Origin of the sequence: Geoalkalibacter subterraneus (assembly GCF_000827125.1) — a bacterium.
GTDB lineage: Bacteria > Desulfobacterota > Desulfuromonadia > Desulfuromonadales > Geoalkalibacteraceae > Geoalkalibacter_A > Geoalkalibacter_A subterraneus.
The window spans coordinates 3,036,163-3,057,086 of the sequence record NZ_CP010311.1; the positions used below are offsets into that span (position 1 = coordinate 3,036,163).

22 protein-coding genes are annotated in these 20,924 nt (G+C 59.3%); 8 read left to right on the forward strand and 14 right to left on the reverse strand.

Translation table 11 applies throughout. The features are described from left to right. Positions 1 to 79: 79 nt before the first annotated feature. From GSUB_RS19795 to GSUB_RS14150, 7 genes are all read right to left on the reverse strand, one after another. Positions 80 to 2,197: a methyl-accepting chemotaxis protein gene (locus GSUB_RS19795; protein WP_052464958.1), complete on the reverse strand. Its 2,118-nt coding sequence runs from the start codon at positions 2,195 to 2,197 to the stop codon at positions 80 to 82. Positions 2,198 to 2,496: 299 nt separating this feature from the next. Next, entirely contained in the window at positions 2,497 to 3,681 is a 1,185-nt protein-coding gene (gene nrfD / locus GSUB_RS14125) for an NrfD/PsrC family molybdoenzyme membrane anchor subunit (RefSeq protein WP_040201368.1), read from the reverse strand. Continuing rightward, the gene (gene hybA, locus GSUB_RS14130; RefSeq protein WP_040201369.1) at positions 3,671 to 4,600 is read right to left on the reverse strand and encodes a hydrogenase 2 operon protein HybA; all 930 of its coding nucleotides are present in this window, start codon (positions 4,598 to 4,600) and stop codon (positions 3,671 to 3,673) included. Before hybA ends, nrfD begins: the two co-directional genes overlap by 11 nt. A gap of 3 nt (positions 4,601 to 4,603) precedes the next feature. Further along, complete coding sequence (locus GSUB_RS14135) at positions 4,604 to 5,704, reverse strand: hydrogenase small subunit (protein ID WP_084212098.1); 1,101 nt, start codon at positions 5,702 to 5,704, stop codon at positions 4,604 to 4,606. 22 nt (positions 5,705 to 5,726) lie between these two features. After that, positions 5,727 to 6,212 carry a HyaD/HybD family hydrogenase maturation endopeptidase gene (locus GSUB_RS14140; RefSeq protein WP_052464960.1) on the reverse strand — a complete coding sequence of 162 codons (486 nt, stop codon included), beginning with the start codon at positions 6,210 to 6,212 and terminating at the stop codon, positions 5,727 to 5,729. Then, positions 6,209 to 7,768, reverse strand: a complete 1,560-nt coding sequence (locus GSUB_RS14145; protein ID WP_040201370.1) for a nickel-dependent hydrogenase large subunit — start codon at positions 7,766 to 7,768, stop codon at positions 6,209 to 6,211. Before GSUB_RS14145 ends, GSUB_RS14140 begins: the two co-directional genes overlap by 4 nt. 314 nt (positions 7,769 to 8,082) lie before the next feature. After that, positions 8,083 to 9,447: a sigma-54-dependent transcriptional regulator gene (locus tag GSUB_RS14150; protein WP_040201371.1), complete on the reverse strand. Its 1,365-nt coding sequence runs from the start codon at positions 9,445 to 9,447 to the stop codon at positions 8,083 to 8,085. Positions 9,448 to 9,684: 237 nt separating this feature from the next. Between GSUB_RS14150 and hypA the strand changes: the two genes are divergently transcribed. The 8 genes from hypA (at position 9,685) to GSUB_RS14190 (ending at position 16,348) form a co-directional block, all read left to right on the forward strand. Then, positions 9,685 to 10,026 (forward strand): hydrogenase maturation nickel metallochaperone HypA, encoded by a 342-nt coding sequence (gene hypA, locus GSUB_RS14155; RefSeq protein ID WP_040201372.1) that lies wholly within the window; start codon positions 9,685 to 9,687, stop codon positions 10,024 to 10,026. Positions 10,027 to 10,028: 2 nt separating this feature from the next. Further along, on the forward strand, positions 10,029 to 10,775 hold the full coding sequence (gene hypB, locus GSUB_RS14160; RefSeq protein WP_040201373.1) for a hydrogenase nickel incorporation protein HypB: 747 nt from the start codon (positions 10,029 to 10,031) through the stop codon (positions 10,773 to 10,775). A 122-nt stretch (positions 10,776 to 10,897) separates the two neighbouring features. Continuing rightward, the gene (locus tag GSUB_RS14165; RefSeq protein WP_040201374.1) at positions 10,898 to 11,131 is read left to right on the forward strand and encodes a HypC/HybG/HupF family hydrogenase formation chaperone; all 234 of its coding nucleotides are present in this window, start codon (positions 10,898 to 10,900) and stop codon (positions 11,129 to 11,131) included. Beyond that, the gene (gene hypD / locus GSUB_RS14170) at positions 11,128 to 12,219 is read left to right on the forward strand and encodes a hydrogenase formation protein HypD (RefSeq protein ID WP_040201375.1); all 1,092 of its coding nucleotides are present in this window, start codon (positions 11,128 to 11,130) and stop codon (positions 12,217 to 12,219) included. The genes GSUB_RS14165 and hypD overlap by 4 nt, the downstream gene beginning before the upstream one ends. A gap of 154 nt (positions 12,220 to 12,373) precedes the next feature. Next, positions 12,374 to 13,387 carry a hydrogenase expression/formation protein HypE gene (gene hypE / locus GSUB_RS14175; RefSeq protein WP_040201376.1) on the forward strand — a complete coding sequence of 338 codons (1,014 nt, stop codon included), beginning with the start codon at positions 12,374 to 12,376 and terminating at the stop codon, positions 13,385 to 13,387. A gap of 213 nt (positions 13,388 to 13,600) precedes the next feature. Further along, positions 13,601 to 14,974, forward strand: a complete 1,374-nt coding sequence (locus GSUB_RS14180; RefSeq protein ID WP_200890147.1) for an MBL fold metallo-hydrolase — start codon at positions 13,601 to 13,603, stop codon at positions 14,972 to 14,974. A 174-nt stretch (positions 14,975 to 15,148) separates the two neighbouring features. After that, the gene (locus tag GSUB_RS14185) at positions 15,149 to 15,775 is read left to right on the forward strand and encodes a YeeE/YedE thiosulfate transporter family protein (protein ID WP_084212100.1); all 627 of its coding nucleotides are present in this window, start codon (positions 15,149 to 15,151) and stop codon (positions 15,773 to 15,775) included. 15 nt (positions 15,776 to 15,790) lie between these two features. Beyond that, the gene (locus GSUB_RS14190) at positions 15,791 to 16,348 is read left to right on the forward strand and encodes a DUF6691 family protein (RefSeq protein ID WP_040201378.1); all 558 of its coding nucleotides are present in this window, start codon (positions 15,791 to 15,793) and stop codon (positions 16,346 to 16,348) included. A 45-nt stretch (positions 16,349 to 16,393) separates the two neighbouring features. On the opposite strand, the gene GSUB_RS14195 is transcribed toward GSUB_RS14190, so the two are convergent. The 7 genes from GSUB_RS14195 to GSUB_RS14225 all read right to left on the reverse strand — a co-directional run bounded on the left by GSUB_RS14195 (position 16,394) and on the right by GSUB_RS14225 (position 20,908). After that, positions 16,394 to 17,395 carry an arsenic resistance protein gene (locus GSUB_RS14195; RefSeq protein ID WP_040201379.1) on the reverse strand — a complete coding sequence of 334 codons (1,002 nt, stop codon included), beginning with the start codon at positions 17,393 to 17,395 and terminating at the stop codon, positions 16,394 to 16,396. 216 nt (positions 17,396 to 17,611) lie between these two features. Continuing rightward, complete coding sequence (locus GSUB_RS14200; protein ID WP_084212102.1) at positions 17,612 to 17,848, reverse strand: DUF5320 domain-containing protein; 237 nt, start codon at positions 17,846 to 17,848, stop codon at positions 17,612 to 17,614. Between the two features lie 61 nt (positions 17,849 to 17,909). Further along, positions 17,910 to 18,806 (reverse strand): ATP-binding protein, encoded by an 897-nt coding sequence (locus GSUB_RS14205; protein ID WP_040201381.1) that lies wholly within the window; start codon positions 18,804 to 18,806, stop codon positions 17,910 to 17,912. Next, positions 18,803 to 19,669 carry a P-loop NTPase gene (locus GSUB_RS14210; protein WP_040201382.1) on the reverse strand — a complete coding sequence of 289 codons (867 nt, stop codon included), beginning with the start codon at positions 19,667 to 19,669 and terminating at the stop codon, positions 18,803 to 18,805. Before GSUB_RS14210 ends, GSUB_RS14205 begins: the two co-directional genes overlap by 4 nt. 32 nt (positions 19,670 to 19,701) lie before the next feature. Further along, on the reverse strand, positions 19,702 to 20,079 hold the full coding sequence (locus GSUB_RS14215) for a NifB/NifX family molybdenum-iron cluster-binding protein (protein WP_040201383.1): 378 nt from the start codon (positions 20,077 to 20,079) through the stop codon (positions 19,702 to 19,704). 62 nt (positions 20,080 to 20,141) lie between these two features. Continuing rightward, the gene (locus GSUB_RS14220; RefSeq protein ID WP_040201384.1) at positions 20,142 to 20,477 is read right to left on the reverse strand and encodes a NifB/NifX family molybdenum-iron cluster-binding protein; all 336 of its coding nucleotides are present in this window, start codon (positions 20,475 to 20,477) and stop codon (positions 20,142 to 20,144) included. Continuing rightward, the gene (locus GSUB_RS14225; protein ID WP_040201385.1) at positions 20,474 to 20,908 is read right to left on the reverse strand and encodes a NifB/NifX family molybdenum-iron cluster-binding protein; all 435 of its coding nucleotides are present in this window, start codon (positions 20,906 to 20,908) and stop codon (positions 20,474 to 20,476) included. Before GSUB_RS14225 ends, GSUB_RS14220 begins: the two co-directional genes overlap by 4 nt. Positions 20,909 to 20,924 lie beyond the last annotated feature (16 nt).

Consider the following 20,924-nt stretch of genomic DNA (forward strand, 5'->3'; position numbering starts at 1 on the left):
TCCAAAATTAGTTACTTTTAGTTTAAAACAAAAAATAATCAAATTCAAACATTTTTATGAAGAATCAGGTTTTTGTTGCTTACGAGATCAATCGTACCGAAACATCATCCTTCAGCCTGAACCGCTGCAGGAGTTGTCGCAGATAAGCCGCCTGGCTGGAAAGCTCTTCGGCCGCCGCCGCAGACTGTTCGGCGCTGGCGGTATTCTGCTGGGTGACCTGGTCGATCTGACCAAGCCCTGTATTGACCTGTCCGATTCCTTCGGCCTGTTCTTTGGCTGCGGCGGAAATCTCCGCCACCAGGTCGGATACCTTGTCCACCCCGAGAACAATCTCCTTCAGGGCGGATTCGGTCTGTTCCGCGATTTCGGTGCCGCGCGCGGTTTTGCTGACCGTTCCTTCGATCAGGTCAGCCGTTTCAGATGCCGCCCGGGCGCTGCGTGCCGCCAGATTGCGCACCTCCTCCGCGACAACTGCGAAACCTTTGCCGTGCTGTCCGGCGCGCGCCGCTTCCACCGCCGCATTGAGGGCCAACAGATTGGTCTGAAAAGCGATTTCGTCAATGGTCTTCAAAATTTTGCCGATATCGCTGCCGGCCTGGCTGATTTCCCCCATGGCGGCAACCATAGCCGCCATCTGGTGAGAACCTTTTTCCGCGGCCTTGCGCGCTTCGCCGGCAAGCGCATCCGCCTGGCCGGCATTTTCTGCACTCTGCTGGGTCTGTCCCGCCATCTGGTTGACCGAAGCGGAAATCTCCTCCAGGCTGCTGGCCTGCTCGGTCGCGCCCTGTGACAACGCCTGGCTTGAGTCGGCCACTTCGCCGGCGCCGGTTGCGATCTGATCTCCCGCGCTCTGAACCTGCCGCACCAGATCGTTGAGATCCGTCCCCAGCTTTTTAAGAGCGCCCCGAATCACATCTTCATCGTCACGGGGAACGGCTTCAAAATCCAGATTGCCCTCCGCAAGCTTGTTGAGCGGCTCGACAATTTCATGTTGCAGGTTGTCAGCCAGCTCATCCATGATCCGCCCCATCTCGCCCAGCTCGTCCTTGCGCGAGAGATTGAGACGTTGCTTGAGGTGGCCGCGCTCGATGTCGCGCACCATATCCATGACCTGCTCGATGGGCGCCACGGTGCGGCGGGCAGACCACCAGGCAAAAAGTCCACCCAGCAGCATCAGCACAGCAGCACCCGCGGCAATAAACGTATTCATGCGGTTGAAGGAGCCGGCGATCATCGTGCTTGCCATCTGAATCTGAGAGAACGGCACGCTGACACCAATCACCCAGTCCAGCGGTTCGAAGTAGAGCGCGTGTACCATCATCTGCTCCGCCTCGCCGGTGCGCGTATTGTCGAAACGAAAACTCAGGTCGACAGGTTCTTTTCCAGCTGCTTTTCCCTTCTCGACAATTTCCTGGATATACGCCACTCCATCGGCATCTCGCAGCCCCCAGCCATTGACACCCGTTTTGCTGCCCCCGGGAGAGATCATGTACTTTCCGCGGTTCTCTCCAGCCGCACTCAGGGCCCAGAAATATCCGCCGTCACCAATCGAGATCGACTCCATGCGTTCAACGAGCCTGTTCCATTCCCGAGCTTCACCCACTTTGTCATAAAGGGCTTCGAGTTCATCGACGAACACCCCGGGTGCGATGATCAGGTCAAGAGGTTCGAAATAGCGGTAATAGACGGCTTTGTCCCTTTTGGCGGTCACCGCATGGTAGGTAATAAAGCCCTCTTTGAGCTCACGCATGGTGTCGATATGAGCAGAACCGGAAAGGTCCTTTCCTTCGCTTTGGGGATGAATGGTGAGCACCCCGTCGCTGTTCATGCCGAAGGCATAGCCGCTTTCGGCAATTTGCGGAGCCAGCACCACCTCCCGCAACGCCTCTTCGACCTCATCGGCCGGCAGCGCGTCGTATGTCTGTGCCACGCGGTGGTGGAGATCATCGGCGATGGCCCGCAGATAGCTTTTCACCGCGGTGTTGCGCTGCTCCTTCTTGGCAGTGAGGTAAAGATCGAGCAGATCGATGGTTCCCTCCAGCAGATGATCCAGATCCGCATCGACCAGCCTTTCTGCCTGTACGTCCGCAATTTCCTGAGTCTGCCGGCTGAAAAAGCTGGTCAGCGCCAATGCCACCAGAAGCGGCAGTGCAACACTGGTCACGATGATCAATAGCTGTTTGTATTTGATAGACACGACAACCTCCTGAAAAATTTTTAACATTAAGTATATTTATTGATCATTGATGTCAACTAAATTCGCTATAAAACCGTTTGTTTTACAACAGAATGGGAGCTAAGACCCTGGACTGAAAGACAAGAAAGAGATCGAAGGAATTCGAAGAAGGGAGAAGTGAGAAGTGAGAAGTGAGAATCATGCCCGGTTCTTCAAAAGCCCACAAAGAAAAGGCCGGTCACAACAACCGGCCTTATATCATAGAATGATCGAGGAGAACCGTTCACTCCTCCAAAACGAGTGCGACAGGTTGAAACATCTCAGTGCTGCTCCTCCAGAATCGGCAGATAGTTGACGCCGATCTTGTAAAGCAGAACTCCGAAAGCCACGAAAGCGAAAGTCACTCCGAATTCGCCCACCGAGGGGAAGTAGTTCCATTCCGGGCCCATATCCATCCCGATAATAAAGACATTGAAGCGATTGAGCACCACCGCACTGATCACCGAGAGAGAGCAGAGAAAGAGCAGACGGGCATTTTTGCGGACCCTTCGCTGCTTGAGCATGAAATAGGGCACGGCAAACAGCGCGAATTCAAGCAGAAAAGCATTGCCTTCAAGGCTGCCGTCGAAGGCGCTGGGCAGCACGCCACGGTAGGCCAGGTCACCGACCCGCAGCAGCAGGTAGGTACCCAGGAACAACGGGATGTAGCGTGCGAAACGCGACAGCAGTTCCGTCTCCGGCTTGCGATTGAAGAATTTGGTGGCAAGCGTCCCCTCGAAAATGACCATGGGGATGCCGACGCTGACCGCTGAGGTGAGAAACAGCAGCGGCGACATGGGCGTGTACCAGAGTTCATGCAGCTTGTAGGGAGCGATAAGCATCATGGTGCCCAGCGACGACTGGTGGCCGAAGGAGAGAACCACCCCGGCGATGACGAAAAAGACCAGAGTGCGGTTGCAGAACCAGTCGGCGCGGTGCAGAAACCAGTTCACCACGCCGTTGAGACGGGCCAGCGGACCCGGCAGGTTGACGTTGTCCTTGTACTGCTCAACTACAACGGGGACGTTTTCAATGCCGAGCACGGTCAAATAAAGCATAACGCACCAGGCCACCTCGAACATGACTGAGGTGCCGTTCCAGTAAACCAGTGCATGCCAGATGTTCCAATACTTGCCGAGATCGAAAAAAACCGCCAGACCGACCAGAAAGTAGCCGATAAAAGCCGTCAGGATCGCAGGGCGCACCAGCGAATGGTACTGGTCGCGACCGAAAATCTCGACGATGGCGGCGGTCGTGAACCCCCCGGCTGCCAGGGCGACGCCGCAGGCGACGTCAAAACCGATCCAGAGACCGAAGGGATAGGCCGGGTTGAGATTAGTCACCGACTCAAAACCTTCGAAAAAGCGGAAATAGGCGAAAAACACTCCGAAAGCCATGAAAGAAATCAGGACAAAGACATTGAACGTAAAAAATTTATGATGCAAGGGTGCGGCTTCAGAACTCATTATCGCCTCCTTCAGTCCCGGCATTCTTCTTCTTGCGCTGGTTGTAGTACATGATACCGCCGAGAATCCCATAGACTGCGATGGGCGGGATAAAGTACTGGAAAATACGGTGTTGAATACTCTCGGTCAGATCGGACACCGGTCGATAGCCGAAATCGGGCAGTCCCAGAGCAGAGAAATTCACGGATTTGCGCGTGAGATAATAGACCCCGGTACCGCCGACCTCATATTCGCCGTAGACGTTTTCATCATAGCGCTCAGGTTCTTTCGCAATGCGCTCCTTGGCGATACGCAGCAGATCATTCCGTTTGCCGAATGTGATCGCCCCTGCCGGACAGGCCTCGGAACAGGCGGTCTGCTTGCCCTTTTTGAGGCGCGTTTCACTGCACAGGGTGCACTTGGTGATCGAGGGAAGCGCCCGGTCCCATTCGAACTGGGGCACACTGAAGGGGCAGGCCACCATGCAGTAACGACAGCCCATGCAGATGTCTTTGTAGTATTTGACCGAACCGTCGGCCTGCTTCTTCATGGCGCCAACGAGGCAGGACGATGCACAGGCCGGGTCCGCGCAGTGCAGACACTGATGTTTGACGAAGGTCGACTGCCCTGACACCTTATCCTGGTGTAGTTTGATCACGGTGTAGGTGTCAGCAGAAAGGCCACGCGGCGAGTCATAGATTTCGTGGCCCAGCTCTCTTTTTTCGCCCAAGGTGGATTCCGCCTCGAGCTTGTTCTCTTTTTTACAGGCCACCTGGCAGGCTTTGCAGCCGATGCAGCGCGTCGAATCATTCAGCATTCCGTACCAGTTGGGGTCGGGCGCCTTGGGCCCTTTCGCCGCTGCCGGAGAAGCCATGCTGCAGGCGGCTGTTCCTCCGGCCGCCGCGGAGAGTTTGAGGAACTTTCTCCGATCGATTTTCATGACCTACTCCTTTTTATCCTGATCCCGTTCAGAATCGTCCTTCCCCTTGCCCAGCGCCTTCATCCCGACGGCCCCCGCGGCGAGACCGGCCAGCGCCGTATAGCCCGGGGTCCAGTCAAGATCCTGTTTTCGATCCGTATAGATCGGCGGATAGGTGGCCGGAGGAGTCGCCTCGTGAATCGGCTCCGGCGCCCACATGCTGTCATCGAAGGGATAGCCGGGTTCGGCGCAGCCATTACAGGGATGGTTGTTGCCGATGCACCAGTTGGTGCCGGAATTGAACGGCTTTTCCGGGCAATTGGCACGCGTGATCGGCCCTTTGCAGCCGAGTTTGTACACGCAGCCCGGGTCACCGAACTTCTCCGCGAAACGGCCGGCGTCGAAATGCCCGCGCAGCGGACAATTGTCGTGAATCAGCTTGCTGTAGATCGCCTTCGGCCGCCCGTGAGTATCGACTTCGATCGCTTCGGGGCCTGCCAGCAGGTAGGTGGCCAGGGTGGAGATGAACCAGTCGGGATGGATCGCACAGCCCGGCAGGTTGATGACCGGCGTGGCAACGCCCTTCTTCTTGAAGAATTCGGCCACGCCCATGGATCCGCTGGGATTGGATCCACCCGCGGGAACACCGCCGAAAGCAGCACAGGAGCCGACCGCAATGACGGCCTGCGCTTTGTTCCCCAGCCGCTCGATGTGGGTGGTGCCTTCGATGCCGTGACCGTGGCTCTCGCCCACCTCGCACATGCGAGGGTCTTCGGTAATCACCGAGCCCTCCACCACCAGGATGAAGGATTTTTCCTCTGCCTCGTACATGGCGTTCATGGCCTGGTCGCCGGCAGCGGCCATGACCGTCGGATGAAAAGCCAGGTTGACGTGATGCCCGGGCACCACCTGGTCGAGCAGCACATCCTGAATGCGGGGCGACAATGCATTGAGCAGCGACACGGAACACCCCGAACAGGCGCCGGAGGCGAACCAGATCACCGGCGTTTCCTTGATGGCGCTGGCGAAGGCTTTGCTCAGAAGCGGGTTGTCGAAGATATTGACTCCCAGCGCCGCGGCAGTGCCGGCGGAGAACTTCAAAAATCTACGTCGCGAAATAGCCATGATTGATCTCTCCTGTGGAATATTAAAATGACAGAGCGATTTCTTTTCTGATCAGCTCGACCGCTTTGGGGACCGCATCGATCAGTTCGGGACTCAGCCCGATACCGAGTCCGAGCTCCCTGGGCTGGACACCGATGACCACCGCCTCGCCGGGAGTACAGTCGATCAGCTCGCCGAGCTTGAGTGTTTCAAGCAGGCCGACCTGATGAATGTCATGCAGAGCCACGGCCTCGGAGTCGACCTCCTGCGGGCTGAAGCGGTAAAGAGTGCCGGGGCTGCCGCCACCGTCGATGGCATCAATCACGATCAGCTTGTCTCGATCCTGAAAAACGTCCATCAACTCGATAATGGAGGTGCCGGCATCGAACAACTCAACGCCAGCCGGCAGATCTTCGCCTTCAAGCGCCTTGAGAACAGCGTCGGCGAAGCCATCATCGCGGCGCAGGATATTGCCCACCGCCATCACCAGCACGGGGGCTCGGCCCGTTGCAGCGACGGCGGCGCTCATTCGGGCCCCACCACGAAGCGGCCGAGGTCGCGCCCCTTGGGAGAAACCACGTGGACCGCGCAGGACAGGCAGGGGTCGTAGGAGCGCACGATCCGCACCAGCTCAAAGGGGTTCTCTTCGTCGCGCACCTTGGTGCCGATCAGAGCCTGCTCCATCGGCCCCGGAACGCCCTTGCCGTCCATGGGGCCGGCATTCCAGGTGGTGGGAACCACGGCCTGGTAGTTGCGGGTGCGGCCCCCCTCCACATCGATCCAGTGCCCCAGCGCTCCACGGGGCGCTTCGTGCAGCCCCATGCCGCGATTGGTCACTTCGAGGGGATAATCGGCACAGACCGGCTGGCCGGGCTGCAGTTCGAGCACCCATTGCTTGAGTTTCTCCGCCACCAGCTTGCATTCGATGGCGCGTGCCGCATGACGTCCAAGGACCGAATACAGAGCCTGCGGACCGGCATTGAATTTACCAAGCACGCCGTCGACCAGCTCCCGCACTTCGCGGTCGCCGCCGGCATAGCTTGCCAGCATACGGGCCAGCGGACCGACCTCCATCACGTCACCCGCGTAACGCGGTGACTTGCACCAGCTGTAGGCGCCAGCCTTGTCGCGATCGGCCACGGTGCTGCCGTCGTAGGGATGCACCGGCCCGGTGTCGCGGTACCAGCTGTTCTCCACCTCTTCGGTGATCCTGCCGGGATCGAGATGCTCGAGTTTGAGATCGGAGCGGACAATGCCCTGCGGAATCCAGCGGCGCCGCTGAGTGAGGTCCGATTTGCTGTCCAGATCGAACACACCGAAAGACATCATGTTGGTGGTTCCGCCGCCGATGGTGAAGTAATCGGGATAGCGCTCCGCCACCATCAGGACGTCGGGCAGATAGCGGGTGTCGATGAAATCAAGCAGCTGTTCGATCTTCCACATGAAGTTGGCCACTTTGTCGACGCTGGCCTGTGCAGTGACCCCGCCGGGCACAATCGACATGTTGTGCGGCATCTTGCCGCCGAACACCGCGGTCGCTTCGTGGGCCAGGCGGCGCAGGTTGAGAGCTTCCACGTAATGGGCCACCGCCGCGCGGTTTTCTTCCTTGGAGAGGCGGTAGTCCCCCTCGTAACGGGGCATGAACGGCCCGAGATGGCCACGATCGATAAACTCACGGACTTTCTTGAGGGTCGGATCTGAGCCGTTATAGTCCGCCACCGCGGTGACATCGACATAGTCCAGCGCCGCCAGTTGGTAGAAATGCAGGATGTGAGACTGAACGAAATTGGCGCCCTGGATCAGGTTGCGCATCACGCGTCCGTTCAGAGGGATGCTGCCGTTGACGCCGTAGGCTTCATCCAGCGCGAAGCAGGCCGTCAGCCCGTGCGAGGTGGGGCACACCCCGCAGATACGCTGCATGATGCGGGCGGCGTCGCGGGGATCACGGCCGGTCAGAACATTTTCCAGCCCGCGATACAGCATGCCCGAGCTTTTGGCTTCCTTGACGACTCCGCCCTCCAGCACCGCCTCAACCTTGAGATGGCCCTCGATTCGGGTCAACGGATCGATGACGATTTTACCCATAGTGCTCTCTCCTCAATCGATGTGATGGACATTTTGTCCATATGCGCGAAATTTCGCGACGGGAAACAGGTGAAATTGGACTGCCGCCGGAGAAAGGCAAGGGATATGCCACAAAAATGGCCCTGTCATTAAAAAACAAATCAAATCAGAGGATTAGGGATGTTTTCGTATACATTCGCACCGAACGCTGCCGAGGAGCAGAATGTGGCAAAATGACACTCGATGTTTCATTTTGTCCATCTGTGGCTGGGCGTGAAGCGTAAAACCTGAGGAGAAAGTGTTGAAGTGTTGGCGTTCAAGAGGCGGGACGGAAATCACTCACTGTCCGGCAGGTCGATCCCGTACTGGCGCAGTTTGCGATCGAGGGTCTTGCGGGCGATGCCGAGAATTTCCGAAGTTTTGAGTTTATGGCCGCCGGTCTGGCGGTAGACCTGGGCAATATAGAGCCGCTCCACATCTTCGAGAGACACGGGCGCGTCGGGAGGAACAAATTCCGTGGCCTGCGCGTTGGAGATTTTAGACGGCAGGCAGTCGGCCTCGACCCGCCCCCCTTCGGCCAGAATGACCGCCATCTCGATGGTGTTTTCCAGCTCGCGCACGTTGCCCGGCCAATGATAGCCCTGCAGCATCCGCGCAGCCTCTGCCGACAGCTTCTGCTGCCCTTCCGGGGCATACTTGCGGACAAAATGTTCGGCCAGCGGCAGAATGTCGTCGCGCCGTTCACGCAGAGGCGGCACCTCCAGCGTCACGACATTGAGGCGATAGAACAGATCCTCGCGGAAATTGCCCCGCGCCACCTCTTTTTCCAGGTCCTTGTTGGTGGCGGCGACAAACCGCACATCGGCATGACGCACGCGGGTCGCACCCACCGGCATGAACTCTTTCTCCTGCAGCAGTCGCAGCAGCTTGGCCTGCAGAGCCGGGCTCAGGTCGCCGATTTCGTCGAGAAACAGCGTGCCCTTATCAGCCTCCTCCACCAGACCGCGGTGATTGGCCACCGCGCCGGTAAAAGCCCCCTTGACATGGCCGAACAGCTGACTCTCCAGCAGGGTGTCGGTGATAGCGGCGCAGTTGATGGTGAGAAAACGCTGATCGCGCCGCTCGCTTGAATAATGAATCGTCGAAGCGATCAGTTCCTTGCCGGTGCCGCTTTCGCCGAGAATCAGCACACCGGCCCCGCTGGAAGCCACCTTTCTGGCCAATGCGAACACGCGGCTGAACCCCTCGCTTTTAAAGATAATCTGTTCCGGGTTGAACCGCCGGCGGATCTCGGCCTTGAGGGAGCGATTCTCACTGACCAGGCGATTGCGCTCGATGACGGAATCGACCAGGCTGTGCACCTCGTCGGTGGAGAAAGGCTTGATCAGGTAATCCAGAGCGCCGAGTTTCATGGCGTCCACCGCGTTGCGCACCGTAGCAAAGGCGCTCATCATGACCACCGGCAGCTCGGCATGAGCCGCTTTCAGGCGTCGCAGCACCTCGAGCCCGTCGAGGCCCGGCATCTTGGCGTCGAGAATCACCAGGTCGGGGAGCGCGCCTTCCATCTCCTCAAGTCCCTTGAGCAGCGCCGCCCCCTGCCCGAAACACTCGACCCCGTGCCCGCGCGCTTCCAGCAGGCGACGCAGCAGATTCTGAACATCCACCTCGTCATCGCAGACGAGAATTTTTCCTTTCTCCATGATTCACCATCCCTGTCATCACCGGAACATCATAGTTCATTGGAAGCAGTTCACAGGAGTTGAGGCTAACAGAAGAGCGTGAAAATCGGCAATCCTTTTTGCCGTGCCGCCGGACGGGGACACGTATACGTTTCACAACGTCCTCCAAGGGTTGATTTTTGCCTGAACCCCACCCTATAGTGGGCCTTTCAAAACGGAGACGGTACGTGCGCACAGTCATTCCGGAGGGCCCCTTTCATGCATGAACTCGGCATCACCCGCAATATCGTCGACATCGCCGAACAGCATGCGCGCCAGCAGGGCGTGACGCGGGTGACCTCGGTTCGAATCGAAATCGGCGCCCTGTCCGGGGTCATCCCCGAAGCGGTGGAATTCGCTTTCGAGGCCTGCACACAGGGCACGCTTCTGGAAGATGCGCAACTGATCATCGATCGGATCGCCGGGCGCGGTCGCTGCGACGACTGCGGCCGGGAAAGTGAAATGGATCGCTACACTTTCGCCTGCCCCTACTGCGAGTCTTTCGGCATGCGCACCGTGCAGGGCGAAGAATTACGAATCATCGAAATGGAGGTCGACTGACCATGTGCATCGATTGTGGCTGCGGCACGAACACCGCTCACCATCACCATCATCATGATCACACACACGATCATAACCACGAGGGGGACCGGCGCACTATCCGCGTGGAAGAGGACATCCTCTCCAAGAACAACCGCCTGGCCGGCAACAACCGCCTGCTGTTCGCCGCGCGCAAGATGCTGGTTCTCAACCTGGTCAGCTCTCCCGGCTCCGGCAAGACCACCCTGCTCGAACGCACCCTGCGCGAACTCGGCGACCGCCTGCGCTTCGCCGTTCTCGAGGGCGACCAGCAGACTGCCAACGACGCCGACCGCATCGCCGCCGCCGGCGCCCCCGTGCACCAGATCAACACCGGCGCCGGCTGCCATCTCGACGCCCACATGGTCGGCCACGGTGTTGAACATTTCGACCTCGACGCCACCGACCTCCTGATGATCGAAAACGTCGGCAACCTGGTCTGCCCGGCCGCCTTCGACCTGGGTGAGGATCACAAGGTCGCGGTGCTGTCCGTCACCGAGGGGGAGGACAAGCCGGTCAAATACCCCAACATGTTTCACGCCGCAGACCTGATGATCATCAACAAAACGGATCTGCTGCCCTACCTCGACTTCGACGTGGAAAAGTGCAAAACCTACGCCCGCCAGGTCAACCCGAACATCGAGATTCTGGAACTGTCATGCAGAACCGGCGAGGGGATGCAGGCCTGGTATGAGTGGTTGATGGCTGGGGTTGAGAAGAAAAGATCATAATCTACAGTCTTCACCGCGGAGATCGCGGAGAACGCTGAGAGAATCTAAGGTCTCCGTGTTCTCCGCGATCTCGAGCGAGCCTTGGCGAGCGGGCGGTAAAATGCTTTTTATGGAGTCTCAAAATGTGCCTCGGCATTCCCATGCAGATCCGTTCCATCGACGGCGACCTGGCTCAGTGTGAAATTGACGGCGTGACGCGCGAGGCGAGCCTGATGCTGCTTGCCGATCCGGTGTCGGAGGGCGATTTCGTGTTGATTCATGCGGGTTTTGCCATCAGCAAACTCGACCAGCAGGAAGCCGAGGAAACCATCGCCCTGTTCCGTCAGATCCTCGCTGACGGCGGAGGGGTGGAATGAAATACCTCGATGCCTTTCGCGACCGCGAAGTGGCAATCCGACTGCTCGAGCGCATCGGCTGGCTGGCGACTGAAGCCTCTTCCCCCATGACGTTCATGGAGGTGTGCGGCACCCACACCATGGCGATCCACCAGCACGGCATCCGCGGCCTGCTCCCCACAGGCATCCGGCTGATCTCCGGTCCCGGCTGCCCGGTGTGCGTGACCCCGGTGGGCTATGTCGATCATGCGGTGGCGCTGGCGCGCCGCGAGGACGTCATCATCGCCACTTTCGGCGACATGGTGCGCGTGCCTGGCTCAAGCAGCAGCCTGCACAACGAGAAGGCGCGCGGCGCCGATGTGCGCATCGTCTATTCGCCTCTCGACGCGGTGGCACTGGCGCGAAAGATTCCTGAAAAGAAGGTTGTTTTTCTCGGTGTCGGCTTCGAGACCACCACCCCGACGGTCGCAGGTGCCGTGCTGGCCGCGCAGAGCGCGGGGCTGGACAACTTCCTCATCCTTAGCGCCCACAAGACCATTCCCGGCCCCATGGCGGTGCTGGCGTCCGATCCTGAGCTGCAGGTCAGCGGCTATATCTGCCCGGCCCATGTCAGCGCTATCATCGGCCCCGCCGCCTATCAGCCGCTGGTTGACGAACTCAATGTCCCCTGCGTTATCACCGGCTTTGAGCCCCTCGACATGCTGCAGGGGATCGAGATGCTGGCGCGCCAGGTCATCGAAAACAGGCCGCGTGTCGAAAACCAGTACAGCCGCATTGTGCGTGCCGACGGCAACCCCCGTGCGCGGGCCATCATGGCGCAGGTGTTCGAGCCCTGCGACGCGACCTGGCGCGGCATCGGAGAAATCCCGGCCAGCGGCCTGCGCTTGCGCGACGCATTCCGCGCTTTCGACGCCGCCCGGCAGATCACTGTCGATATCGAGCCGCCGGTGGAACACCCCGGCTGCCTGTGCGGCGAAATCCTCAAAGGCAAAACCACCCCCCGCAGCTGCCCCCTGTTTGGCACCATCTGCACCCCGGAAGACCCGGTCGGCGCGTGCATGGTATCGAGTGAAGGGACTTGTGCGGCGGAGTATAAGTACGGGGTTTGAAAGCTTTTTACCGCGGAGGGCGCGGAGAACGCAGAGGAAAATCTGAGAAAATCTTTTTATTGGCTTAAAACAAAAAAGCGTTTTTCGGGTTTTCTCGGACCTTTTCTCCGCGCTCTCCGCGCCCTCCGCGGTTCAATCTTCCCAGGAGTCTTTCATGAAATCCGACATCATCCTCCTCGGCCACGGCAGCGGCGGCAAGCTCAGCCATCAGCTTCTCGACGACGTCATCATTCCCCGCCTGTCCGGCGTGGCGCAGAAGGATCAGAACGATGCGGCGGTGCTGACTTCGCCGGGGGGGCGGTTGGCATTTACCACCGACTCCTATGTGGTCGATCCGATCTTCTTTGCTGGCGGTAACATCGGCGATCTGGCGGTAAACGGCACCGTCAACGACCTGGCCATGGCGGGGGCCCGCCCGCTCTATCTCAGCGTCGGGTTGATTCTCGAGGAGGGATTGCCGATCTCAGAGCTGGAGCAGGTGCTTGACAGTATGAAGGCCGCGGCAGCGGCGGCGGATGTGCGCATCGTCACCGGCGACACAAAAGTGGTGCCGCGCGGCAAGGGGGACAGGATCTTTATCAACACCGCCGGCATCGGCACCTTCGAGCACGACCGGGAGATTCTCGGCAGCGGCGCGCGCCCCGGCGACCGGATCCTGGTAAGCGGCACCCTGGGAGATCACGGCATGGCGGTCCTCGCCGGGCGCGAAGGGCTGGAGCTTCAATCGCCCATCGAGAGCGATTCGGCACCTCTCAACTTCATGGTCGCCGACCTGCTGAGCGAGCTGGGTGATGCGCTGCATGTGCTGCGGGACCCGACCCGCGGCGGCGTGGCCACCACCCTCAAAGAGATCGCGCTGCAATCCGATGTCGATCTGACCCTGGAAGAGACCCAACTGCCGGTCTCCGACGCCGTGCGCGGCGCCTGCGCCATTCTCGGCCTCGATCCCCTGTTTGTCGCCAACGAAGGCAAACTGCTGGCGTTTGTCGCGCCCCAGCAGTCCGAAGCGGCACTACAAATCATGCGCCGCCATCCCGCCGGTCGGCAGGCGGCCATTATCGGCGAGGTCACCGGCCAATCCGCCGGCAAGGTCTTTCTGCGCACCGCCATCGGCGGCCTGCGCTCCATCGAGATGCTGGCCGGCGAACAGCTGCCGCGCATCTGCTGAACCGTTCCCGCGCCTCTTCGACCTCTGAGTTTCCATAATTGTTCAGCATGGGAGTGACGACCCCGCCCTGGTTCCCTGATGACCGGGGAGGGGCTCCTCTCCTCCCCTCCTGCCTCCGCCTCCTTGCAGTCCTCCGTTTTTGTTTTATCCTTCAAACAAGCCGCACCCCTGCATTGATCCCTGAATGAATTCAGACATTCGACCAACGGGAGGATGATGATGTTTCTGGAGAAGATCAAATCCGAAGGCCTCGCACAGCTCTCCTACATTCTCGGCGACAACGGCCGTGCCGCAGTCATCGACCCGCGTCGCGACTGCCAGGTCTATGTGGATCTCGCTTATCGCGAAGGATGCAAAATTACCCATATTTTTGAAACGCATCGCAACGAAGATTTTGTCATCGGTTCCTGCGAACTGGCCGAATTGACGGGTGCGGCGATCTACCATGGCGCAGAGCTGCCGTTCGAGTATGGCCAGACGGCCCGTGAAGGGGATGTCTTTAAGTTCGGGAGCCTCGAACTCAGGGTTCTTTCCACTCCCGGACATACCTTTGAAAGCCTCTCTTTCGTACTCAGCGACAAGGACTTCAGCGACGAACCTCTCGGCGTTTTTACCGGCGATGCACTTTTCATCGGCGATGTCGGCCGCACTGATTTTTTCCCTGACCAGGCCGAAAAAGTCGCCGGACTGCTCTATGACAGCCTGTTTGACAAGATCCTGCCCCTCGGTGATGAAGTGCTGCTCTATCCGGCACACGGGGCCGGCTCGGTGTGCGGCTCGGGAATGGCCTCCCGTGAGTTCTCGACGCTGGGATACGAGCGCAGGCATAACCCCGCTCTCCAGGTGCAAAGCCGGGAGCAGTTCATCGAGAGAAAATTGAAGGAGAAACACACCCTGCCCCCGTACTTCAAAAAAATGGAGGGCTACAACCTCAATGGCGCGCCGCTGCTTAATGGCCTGCCTCGGCCAAAGCCCTGTGACGCGGACGAGTTCGACCGGGCGATGAAAGACGGTATGCTGGTCATTGACACACGTTCTCCCGAAGCCTTTGCCGGCGCCTACATCCCGGGGAGCCTGGCTATTCCCCTCGACATGCTGCCGGCCTATGCGGGCTGGTTCGTCCCCTATGATCAGGATATCGGCCTCGTGCTGCCGCGCGGCAGCGATTGGGAAGCCGCGACACGCCACCTGGTGCGTCTGGGATATGACCGCGTGGTCGCCTTTCTCGATCAGGGAATGCACGAGTGGGAGACCAGCGGCCGACAGTATGACCGCATTCCGGCCATCTACGCCGGGGAGCTTAAAAAGCGCATCGATGAACAGGCCGACTTCACACTGCTCGACGTGCGCAAACCCGAAGAGATCGAACAGGGCACCCTGCCCGGTTCAACGTCCATCTTTTTAGGGGACCTTCCCAACAGTCTTGAAAAGATTCCCGACGCCCGACCCATCACCGCGTTCTGCGGCAGCGGCAGACGGGCCATCATTGCGGCATCGATCCTTAAAAGAAACGGCTTCGACCAGGTCGAAGACTGCCTCGGCTCGATGGCGGCCTGCCACGCGGTGGGATGCAGAATATCAACGTAACTGTTCCGCGCTGGGTCACGTCTCTACTGTCAAGCGTGTTTGGCGCCAGAGAGGGCGCCGATCAAAAGGCCAGGGATGGCGAAAAGTGTCCCTTGTCATAGGCGTTGCGACCCCGCACCGGCAAAACAAACAGACCCTTTTGACGTCCTCATTACCTCGAAAAAGGAGTGCGCGATGATTTTTAGAGCAGGTCTTTGCGTGAGCGCATTCGCTGTTTTGCTGCTCACAGCAGCATCACTCGCACTGGCACAAGGAGAGGTTGAAGCACAGGCTTTGAATGCCGGACACGGGATATTCGGTTTTCTCTACCTCAAATCCTGGTCCCCTTACGCCGCAGGGGTCGGCATCGGAATCCTGAGCTGGTTTGCTTTTCTGCTGTCCGACCACCCCCTCGGCGTCTCAACGGCTTATGCTCGCAGCAGCGGCATGATTGAAACGGCGATTCGGGGCGAAAAAGCCAGGCGCCGTCCCTACTACCAGAAGTTCGCACCTGAAATCGACTGGGAATGGATGCTTGTCATCGGACTGATCGCCGGCGCCGCCCTATCGGCGATCCTGTCCGGCGATTTCGCCTGGCGATTTGTGCCCGGGGTATGGGCTTCCCACTTCGGTGACGGCTGGCTGCTGCGCTGGTTCACAGCTTTTATCGGCGGCGCAATCATGGGCGTTGGTGCCCGCTGGGCCAACGGCTGTACCAGCGGACATGCGCTGAGCGGAACCATGCAGCTGGTGCTCAGCAGCTGGGTTGCGGCTATCGGCATCTTTGTGGGCGGCATCATTACCGCCCTGCTGATTTTCTAAGAAAGGGGGGAAGCCATGCTGGAGAAAATCCACCGAAACCGGGCGGTGCAGTTGTTTCTCGGATTCGTGATGGGCCTTTTGTTTGGTTTTTTTCTACAGAAAGGTCAGGTCACCAAGTACGAAATCATCATGAACCAGCTTTTTCTTGAAGATTTCACCGTGGTCAAAGTGATTCTCACGGCGGTAGTGACCGGCATGGTCGGCATCTTTTTTCTCAAGCGCAAAGGGCTGGCTCGCCTGCATCCCAAGGCGGGCTCAATCGGCTCCACGGTGATCGGGAGCCTGATCTTCGGCGTAGGCTTTGCGCTGCTGGGCTACTGCCCCGGGACGGCAGCCGGCGCTGTCGGCCAGGGTTCGCTGGATGCACTGTTCGGCGGGGTTTTCGGGATCCTGGCCGGCTGCGCCCTGTATGCCGTGATCTACCCCTGGCTGGAGCGACACATTCTGAATCTCGGCTCCTTCGGCGAAATCACTTTGCCGGAACTTTTCAAAGCCGACCCGCTTAAAGTCAATGCAATTGTGGCGGGCGCAATCCTCGTCGTACTTGTTGCGCTGGAATTTTCCGGTTATTAAATACGCGGCGCAGTTCCCACCTGATCTCTCTGTGATGGATGTGGTTCACTTCTGCACAGCTGCGGCCATCTGCCCCTGCCCCTCTGGCACAGGACCAAAAACCCGATCGGTCAGGCGCACGAACCAGGCCGCCGACTGGACCTGGATGATATAGGCCGCCGCGATCACCAGCGCTGCATCGGAACCGGCCGGGCCGAAGGCGGTCATGGCGATGGCCAGAGCGATGGAGAGGTTGCGCATCACCGAACCGTAGAGCAGTGCGATAGCGTCTGCGCGGGGCAGAAACCATTTGCCCACCAGCGTGCTGAGTAAAAAATTAACAAAATAGAAACCCAGCAGCGGCAGCAGGATCAGCAGCAGTGTTACCGGCTCTGCGGCAATCGCCCTGGCCTTGAGCGCCATGGCGATGAACACAATGCCCAGCACTCCCAGGGTCGAAAGGGGCGGGAATTTTTTTGAAAGCTCCTGCTGGAACACCTGCTGGCCGTAGCGCCGCACCAGAAACTGCTGGGTCGCAAACCCTGCCGCCATGGGGAGAAAAACAATCAGCGCGATATTGACCATGATAGCACCCATATCCACCGCGATCTGCGCGCCGAGCAGCCACTGCACATAAAAAGGCGTCGCCAGCGAACCCAGGGTCAGGCCGATGACCGTCATCTTGACCGCCGCTTCGAGGTTGCCCCTGGCAAAGCCGGTCCAGGAGATGGTCATGCCGCTGGTCGGCACCAGCGAAGCCAGCACCAGCCCCAGCGCCATGTAGGGGCGGTCGGGAAAGGCCAGCATGGCAATGCCGTAGCCCAGAAAAGGCACCACGCCGAAGTTCAGCGCCTGGGTCAGCCACTGGGCCTTGAAATCCCCCCCCTGAAACACCTTCTTGATCTTGAGGTTGACCATCATGGGATAGACCATGAGAAAGGTCAGGGGGATGATCATGGAACGCATCCCCTGAACTTCGAACAGAACCCCGACCGCAAACCCGGCCAGCATCATGACAGGGATCGCCAGGGTCAGATTCTGATTCACCCGCGCCAGCAAACGCCACATAGATATAAACTCCTTGTAGTGATTCGTATGATCTTTTATTTTCTGGCCAGAATATATTCATATTTTTGAATATATCAAGCAAAAAAAGGCGGTGCCGCATGGAGGAACGGCACCACCTTGAGGCCACGGGCCGCAAAAATCCCCCCTGTTCCCGCCGGCCTCTGTCATTCAAGTCCCCTCCCCCCGCTGGGGGGAGTAGTTATAAATCAGGATGATTCATTCTCCATCTTGTTCCAGATTGTTGGGCCTCCCCCGCAGTGCCGCACCGCGTCCGCGGCGCAGTGCCTGCCCCGGGCCCATTCCCTGGCCGGGACCGGGGCCACGGCCCAACCCGCAGCCGCGGCCGCGGCCGGCGACGGGTGCGTCGGGAGAAGTTTGACTGTTGCAGCGTCCCGCACCACGTCCGGTACGGGGTCCCTGCCCTTGCGGGCCTTGTCCATTGAATCCAGGCATAGTCTGCCTCCTTTCACTGATGTGTGTGATAAAGGCGATCAGCACGCCGGCGTCTTAACACTTATTCGGCGACACTTCTCTCGCCCGGTTCGTTGTCCTGAAACGAGAGCTGGTCCAGATGGCGAGCCAGGCGTCGCAAGGCATGGGCTGCCGCCGATTCAGGCCATTTGACCACCGGCAACCCGCGGCGTGCGCCTTCCACCACCGCCGGATCGTAAGGGATGGTGCCGACAACCGGCACTCCCCGCTGATCGCACAGGGAGCGGATCTTCAATGCCATCTCGGTATTGAGATCCTCTTTGTTAATGCAAACGTAAGCTTTAACTCTGAAATTCTGCGCAAGATTCAGCAACCGCTCCAGATCGTGCAACCCGGAAGGACTCGGCTCCGCCACCGCCAGCATGGCGTCATTTCCGGTCAGCGCCGCCATGGTCGGACAGCCAGTGCCGGGCGGTCCGTCAATCAGGATCCAGTCACTGTCATTGCGCAGGGCAAATTCACGTGCTTTTTCTCTCAGCTTTCCGACCAGCTTCCCGGAGTTGCCCTCCCCGGCCCCCAGGCGGGCGTAAAAAAGCGGCCCTGCGCTCGATTGTGCCTCAAACCAGTTGCCGTTGACGCGGTCTGTCAATCGCAGTGCTTTCTGCGGGCAGGCCAGTACGCACAGTCCGCAGCCTTCACAGGCCAGGCGGTTGACATGCCCGTATGTGATCGCATCGAACCGACACAGCTCTCCGCACTGATTGCAGGCGGTGCAGGACTCGGGGTCGCACACCGCGGTTTTGCCACCGATAAAGGCTTCCCGCAGGCGGTTTTCGGGGTGCAGCAGAATATGCAGATTGGCGGCATCCACATCAGCATCGACGCACACCCCCGGCGTCTTCCACAAAGAGGCCAGCGCCGCAGTCACCGAAGTCTTGCCCGTCCCGCCTTTGCCGCTTAACACCACCCACTGTTTCATGCCGTAACCTTTCCCTGCCGTGCCATCTGCTGCAATCCATTCCATAGCTGTGCAAGCAGAGCATTGAATTCGGGAGCGAAGCGATGCAGGATACCCTGCTGCGCTGAACAGGCGGCGAGATCGCGCCGGAAAGGGATCTCCAGTAACACCGGCACGTTATGCCGATCGCAGCAGGAACGCACCCCTGCGTCACCAAAAAGACTCTTGTTGATGACCACCGCACAGGGCACCTCCAGGGCCCGCAGCGCATCAAGGGCTAACTCCAGGTCATGACGACCGAACAGGGTCGGTTCAGTCACCACCAACGCCAGGTCGACGCCGGAAGCCGCCGCCACCATGCCGCAGGAGGTTCCCGGCGGACCGTCGATAATGACAGTTCCCGCCCCCGCCTGCCGCCGTACGGCCTCGATCACAGGGGTCGAGCGTGGCTCACCCACATTGAGATCACCCCAGATCAGATCAACCCCGTCCACCTGTCCGCGCAGGGTACGACCCACTGCATGATGATGCTCCGGCAGCGCCTGATGCGGGCAGACATAAGAGCACACGCCGCAGTTATGGCAGTGATCGGAAAAGATCTCGATGCGGTCTCCAAGAACCGCGAAGGCTCCGAACTGACAGACCTTGCCGCACCGCCCGCAGTGGGTGCACAATTCTTTCTGCCACCGCGGCACCAGCACGCTCACAGGATCCTGCGTCACCTGCGGCGGTGTCAGATACAGATGCGCGTTCGGTTCCTCCACGTCGCAATCGAGCAGCATGACCTGTTTGTCGTCCAGGTTTTCTGCCAGCCAGGCCGCCAACGACACACTCAACGTGGTCTTACCGGTGCCGCCCTTGCCGCTCACAATGCACAGATTCACGTCGGACTCCTTAGCCAGGAGAGTAACCTGGTCTAGCCATGCGCGCCGCAAACATCCTGTTCGGAGATGTTCCGCAGCTGGTTGTTCAGATAAGCCTCCACCACCTGGGCCACGGTTTCGCCAGGCCCCACCAGAACGTCAATGCCGGCCTGGGCGAAACCGATGCGCGGACGCATGCCGATCCCCTGCACCACCAGGGAGGTAGCTCCGGCCTGCTGCAGAATTCTGACCGGCACCAGGCACCCCCCCTCGCTATGCTCGGCATTGGCCACCACCCGGGCCTCTTCTACTCTGCCCTGGCGGACTTCCACCAGAGTAAAAACGTCGCAGCGCCCGAAATGGCCTGAACGTACAGCCTCCAGGCCGCCGGGATGCATTGAAGGAACAGCAATGGTTTGATCAATCGACATTTTTCAAACTCCTCTCGGTAAAAAATTAAGTCATCGTCCTAAGTAAAAAGAGAGGTGCAACATCACGCAGCCTGCTCCAGCCGCCCCTTTTTATAGTCATCTAACGCAGCGGCCACAGAGCCCTTCGCTCCATGATATATTTTGATGCCGGCGGTTTTGAGCGCCTGCTGCGCCTTGGGTCCTGTTGTCCCGGTAATCAACACCGCGACTCCGCGGCTTGCCATCTGCTGCGCCGCCTGAATTCCGGCCCCCTGAAGCGCCTCCTGACCCTGGGAATTTTCCAGAGGTTCCCAGCTCTGCGCCTGATCATCGTAAAGCAGAAACCAGGCTGCCCGCCCGAAACGCGCATCGACGGGACTGCCCGAATCATTTCCAAGGGATGTCACTGCAATGATCATGATTTTCCTCCCGATCCCAAATGTTGGTGCCCACGTCCCGGCGTTGTCCGCCGTCGACAGCAAGGGGAAGATGCGGCTGGCGCTCTGCCTTCGACCGCACCTTGCAGCAGCCACAGCTTCAGCACCTCCTCCACCTCTCCCATAAAGCCCCACACCACCCAAAGCCCTTCGTCTTGCAACGCCTGCTGGAGGCGCGGATGAATCCCGCTGCACAACACACCGACAGCTCCTTGCGCCTTCAGCCACTCCGGCACCGAAGGCCAGCGCCAGGAGGGCCACTCACAGCGCTCCACCCCCAGAATGACATCACCTTCGCAGTCCAGATCGGCCAGGGCGAATTCCCGTGCCAGACCGAAGCGCGGCAACACCCGATTGCCGTATAGCGGCAGCGCGACGCGAATCCGTTTGACTGTGAGCTGATTTGTTTCCATGGGCTTTCCTACTCCA

What these genes read in the sequence shown, in the direction of transcription:
- GSUB_RS14185 (WP_084212100.1), top strand. Translation starts at nt 15,149, where the DNA reads ATGATTTTTAGAGCAGGTCTTTGCGTGAGCGCATTCGCTGTTTTGCTG.
- GSUB_RS14225 (WP_040201385.1), bottom strand. Translation starts at nt 20,908, where the DNA reads ATGGAAACAAATCAGCTCACAGTCAAACGGATTCGCGTCGCGCTGCCG.
- GSUB_RS14180 (WP_200890147.1), top strand. Translation starts at nt 13,601, where the DNA reads ATGATGATGTTTCTGGAGAAGATCAAATCCGAAGGCCTCGCACAGCTC.
- GSUB_RS14215 (WP_040201383.1), bottom strand. Translation starts at nt 20,079, where the DNA reads ATGTCGATTGATCAAACCATTGCTGTTCCTTCAATGCATCCCGGCGGC.
- GSUB_RS14165 (WP_040201374.1), top strand. Translation starts at nt 10,898, where the DNA reads ATGTGCCTCGGCATTCCCATGCAGATCCGTTCCATCGACGGCGACCTG.
- hypE (WP_040201376.1), top strand. Translation starts at nt 12,374, where the DNA reads ATGAAATCCGACATCATCCTCCTCGGCCACGGCAGCGGCGGCAAGCTC.
- GSUB_RS14220 (WP_040201384.1), bottom strand. Translation starts at nt 20,477, where the DNA reads ATGATCATTGCAGTGACATCCCTTGGAAATGATTCGGGCAGTCCCGTC.
- GSUB_RS14190 (WP_040201378.1), top strand. Translation starts at nt 15,791, where the DNA reads ATGCTGGAGAAAATCCACCGAAACCGGGCGGTGCAGTTGTTTCTCGGA.
- GSUB_RS14195 (WP_040201379.1), bottom strand. Translation starts at nt 17,395, where the DNA reads ATGTGGCGTTTGCTGGCGCGGGTGAATCAGAATCTGACCCTGGCGATC.
- hypD (WP_040201375.1), top strand. Translation starts at nt 11,128, where the DNA reads ATGAAATACCTCGATGCCTTTCGCGACCGCGAAGTGGCAATCCGACTG.
- hypB (WP_040201373.1), top strand. Translation starts at nt 10,029, where the DNA reads ATGTGCATCGATTGTGGCTGCGGCACGAACACCGCTCACCATCACCAT.
- nrfD (WP_040201368.1), bottom strand. Translation starts at nt 3,681, where the DNA reads ATGAGTTCTGAAGCCGCACCCTTGCATCATAAATTTTTTACGTTCAAT.
- GSUB_RS14200 (WP_084212102.1), bottom strand. Translation starts at nt 17,848, where the DNA reads ATGCCTGGATTCAATGGACAAGGCCCGCAAGGGCAGGGACCCCGTACC.
- GSUB_RS14145 (WP_040201370.1), bottom strand. Translation starts at nt 7,768, where the DNA reads ATGGGTAAAATCGTCATCGATCCGTTGACCCGAATCGAGGGCCATCTC.
- GSUB_RS14150 (WP_040201371.1), bottom strand. Translation starts at nt 9,447, where the DNA reads ATGGAGAAAGGAAAAATTCTCGTCTGCGATGACGAGGTGGATGTTCAG.
- GSUB_RS14135 (WP_084212098.1), bottom strand. Translation starts at nt 5,704, where the DNA reads ATGGCTATTTCGCGACGTAGATTTTTGAAGTTCTCCGCCGGCACTGCC.
- GSUB_RS14205 (WP_040201381.1), bottom strand. Translation starts at nt 18,806, where the DNA reads ATGAAACAGTGGGTGGTGTTAAGCGGCAAAGGCGGGACGGGCAAGACT.
- hypA (WP_040201372.1), top strand. Translation starts at nt 9,685, where the DNA reads ATGCATGAACTCGGCATCACCCGCAATATCGTCGACATCGCCGAACAG.
- hybA (WP_040201369.1), bottom strand. Translation starts at nt 4,600, where the DNA reads ATGAAAATCGATCGGAGAAAGTTCCTCAAACTCTCCGCGGCGGCCGGA.
- GSUB_RS14140 (WP_052464960.1), bottom strand. Translation starts at nt 6,212, where the DNA reads ATGAGCGCCGCCGTCGCTGCAACGGGCCGAGCCCCCGTGCTGGTGATG.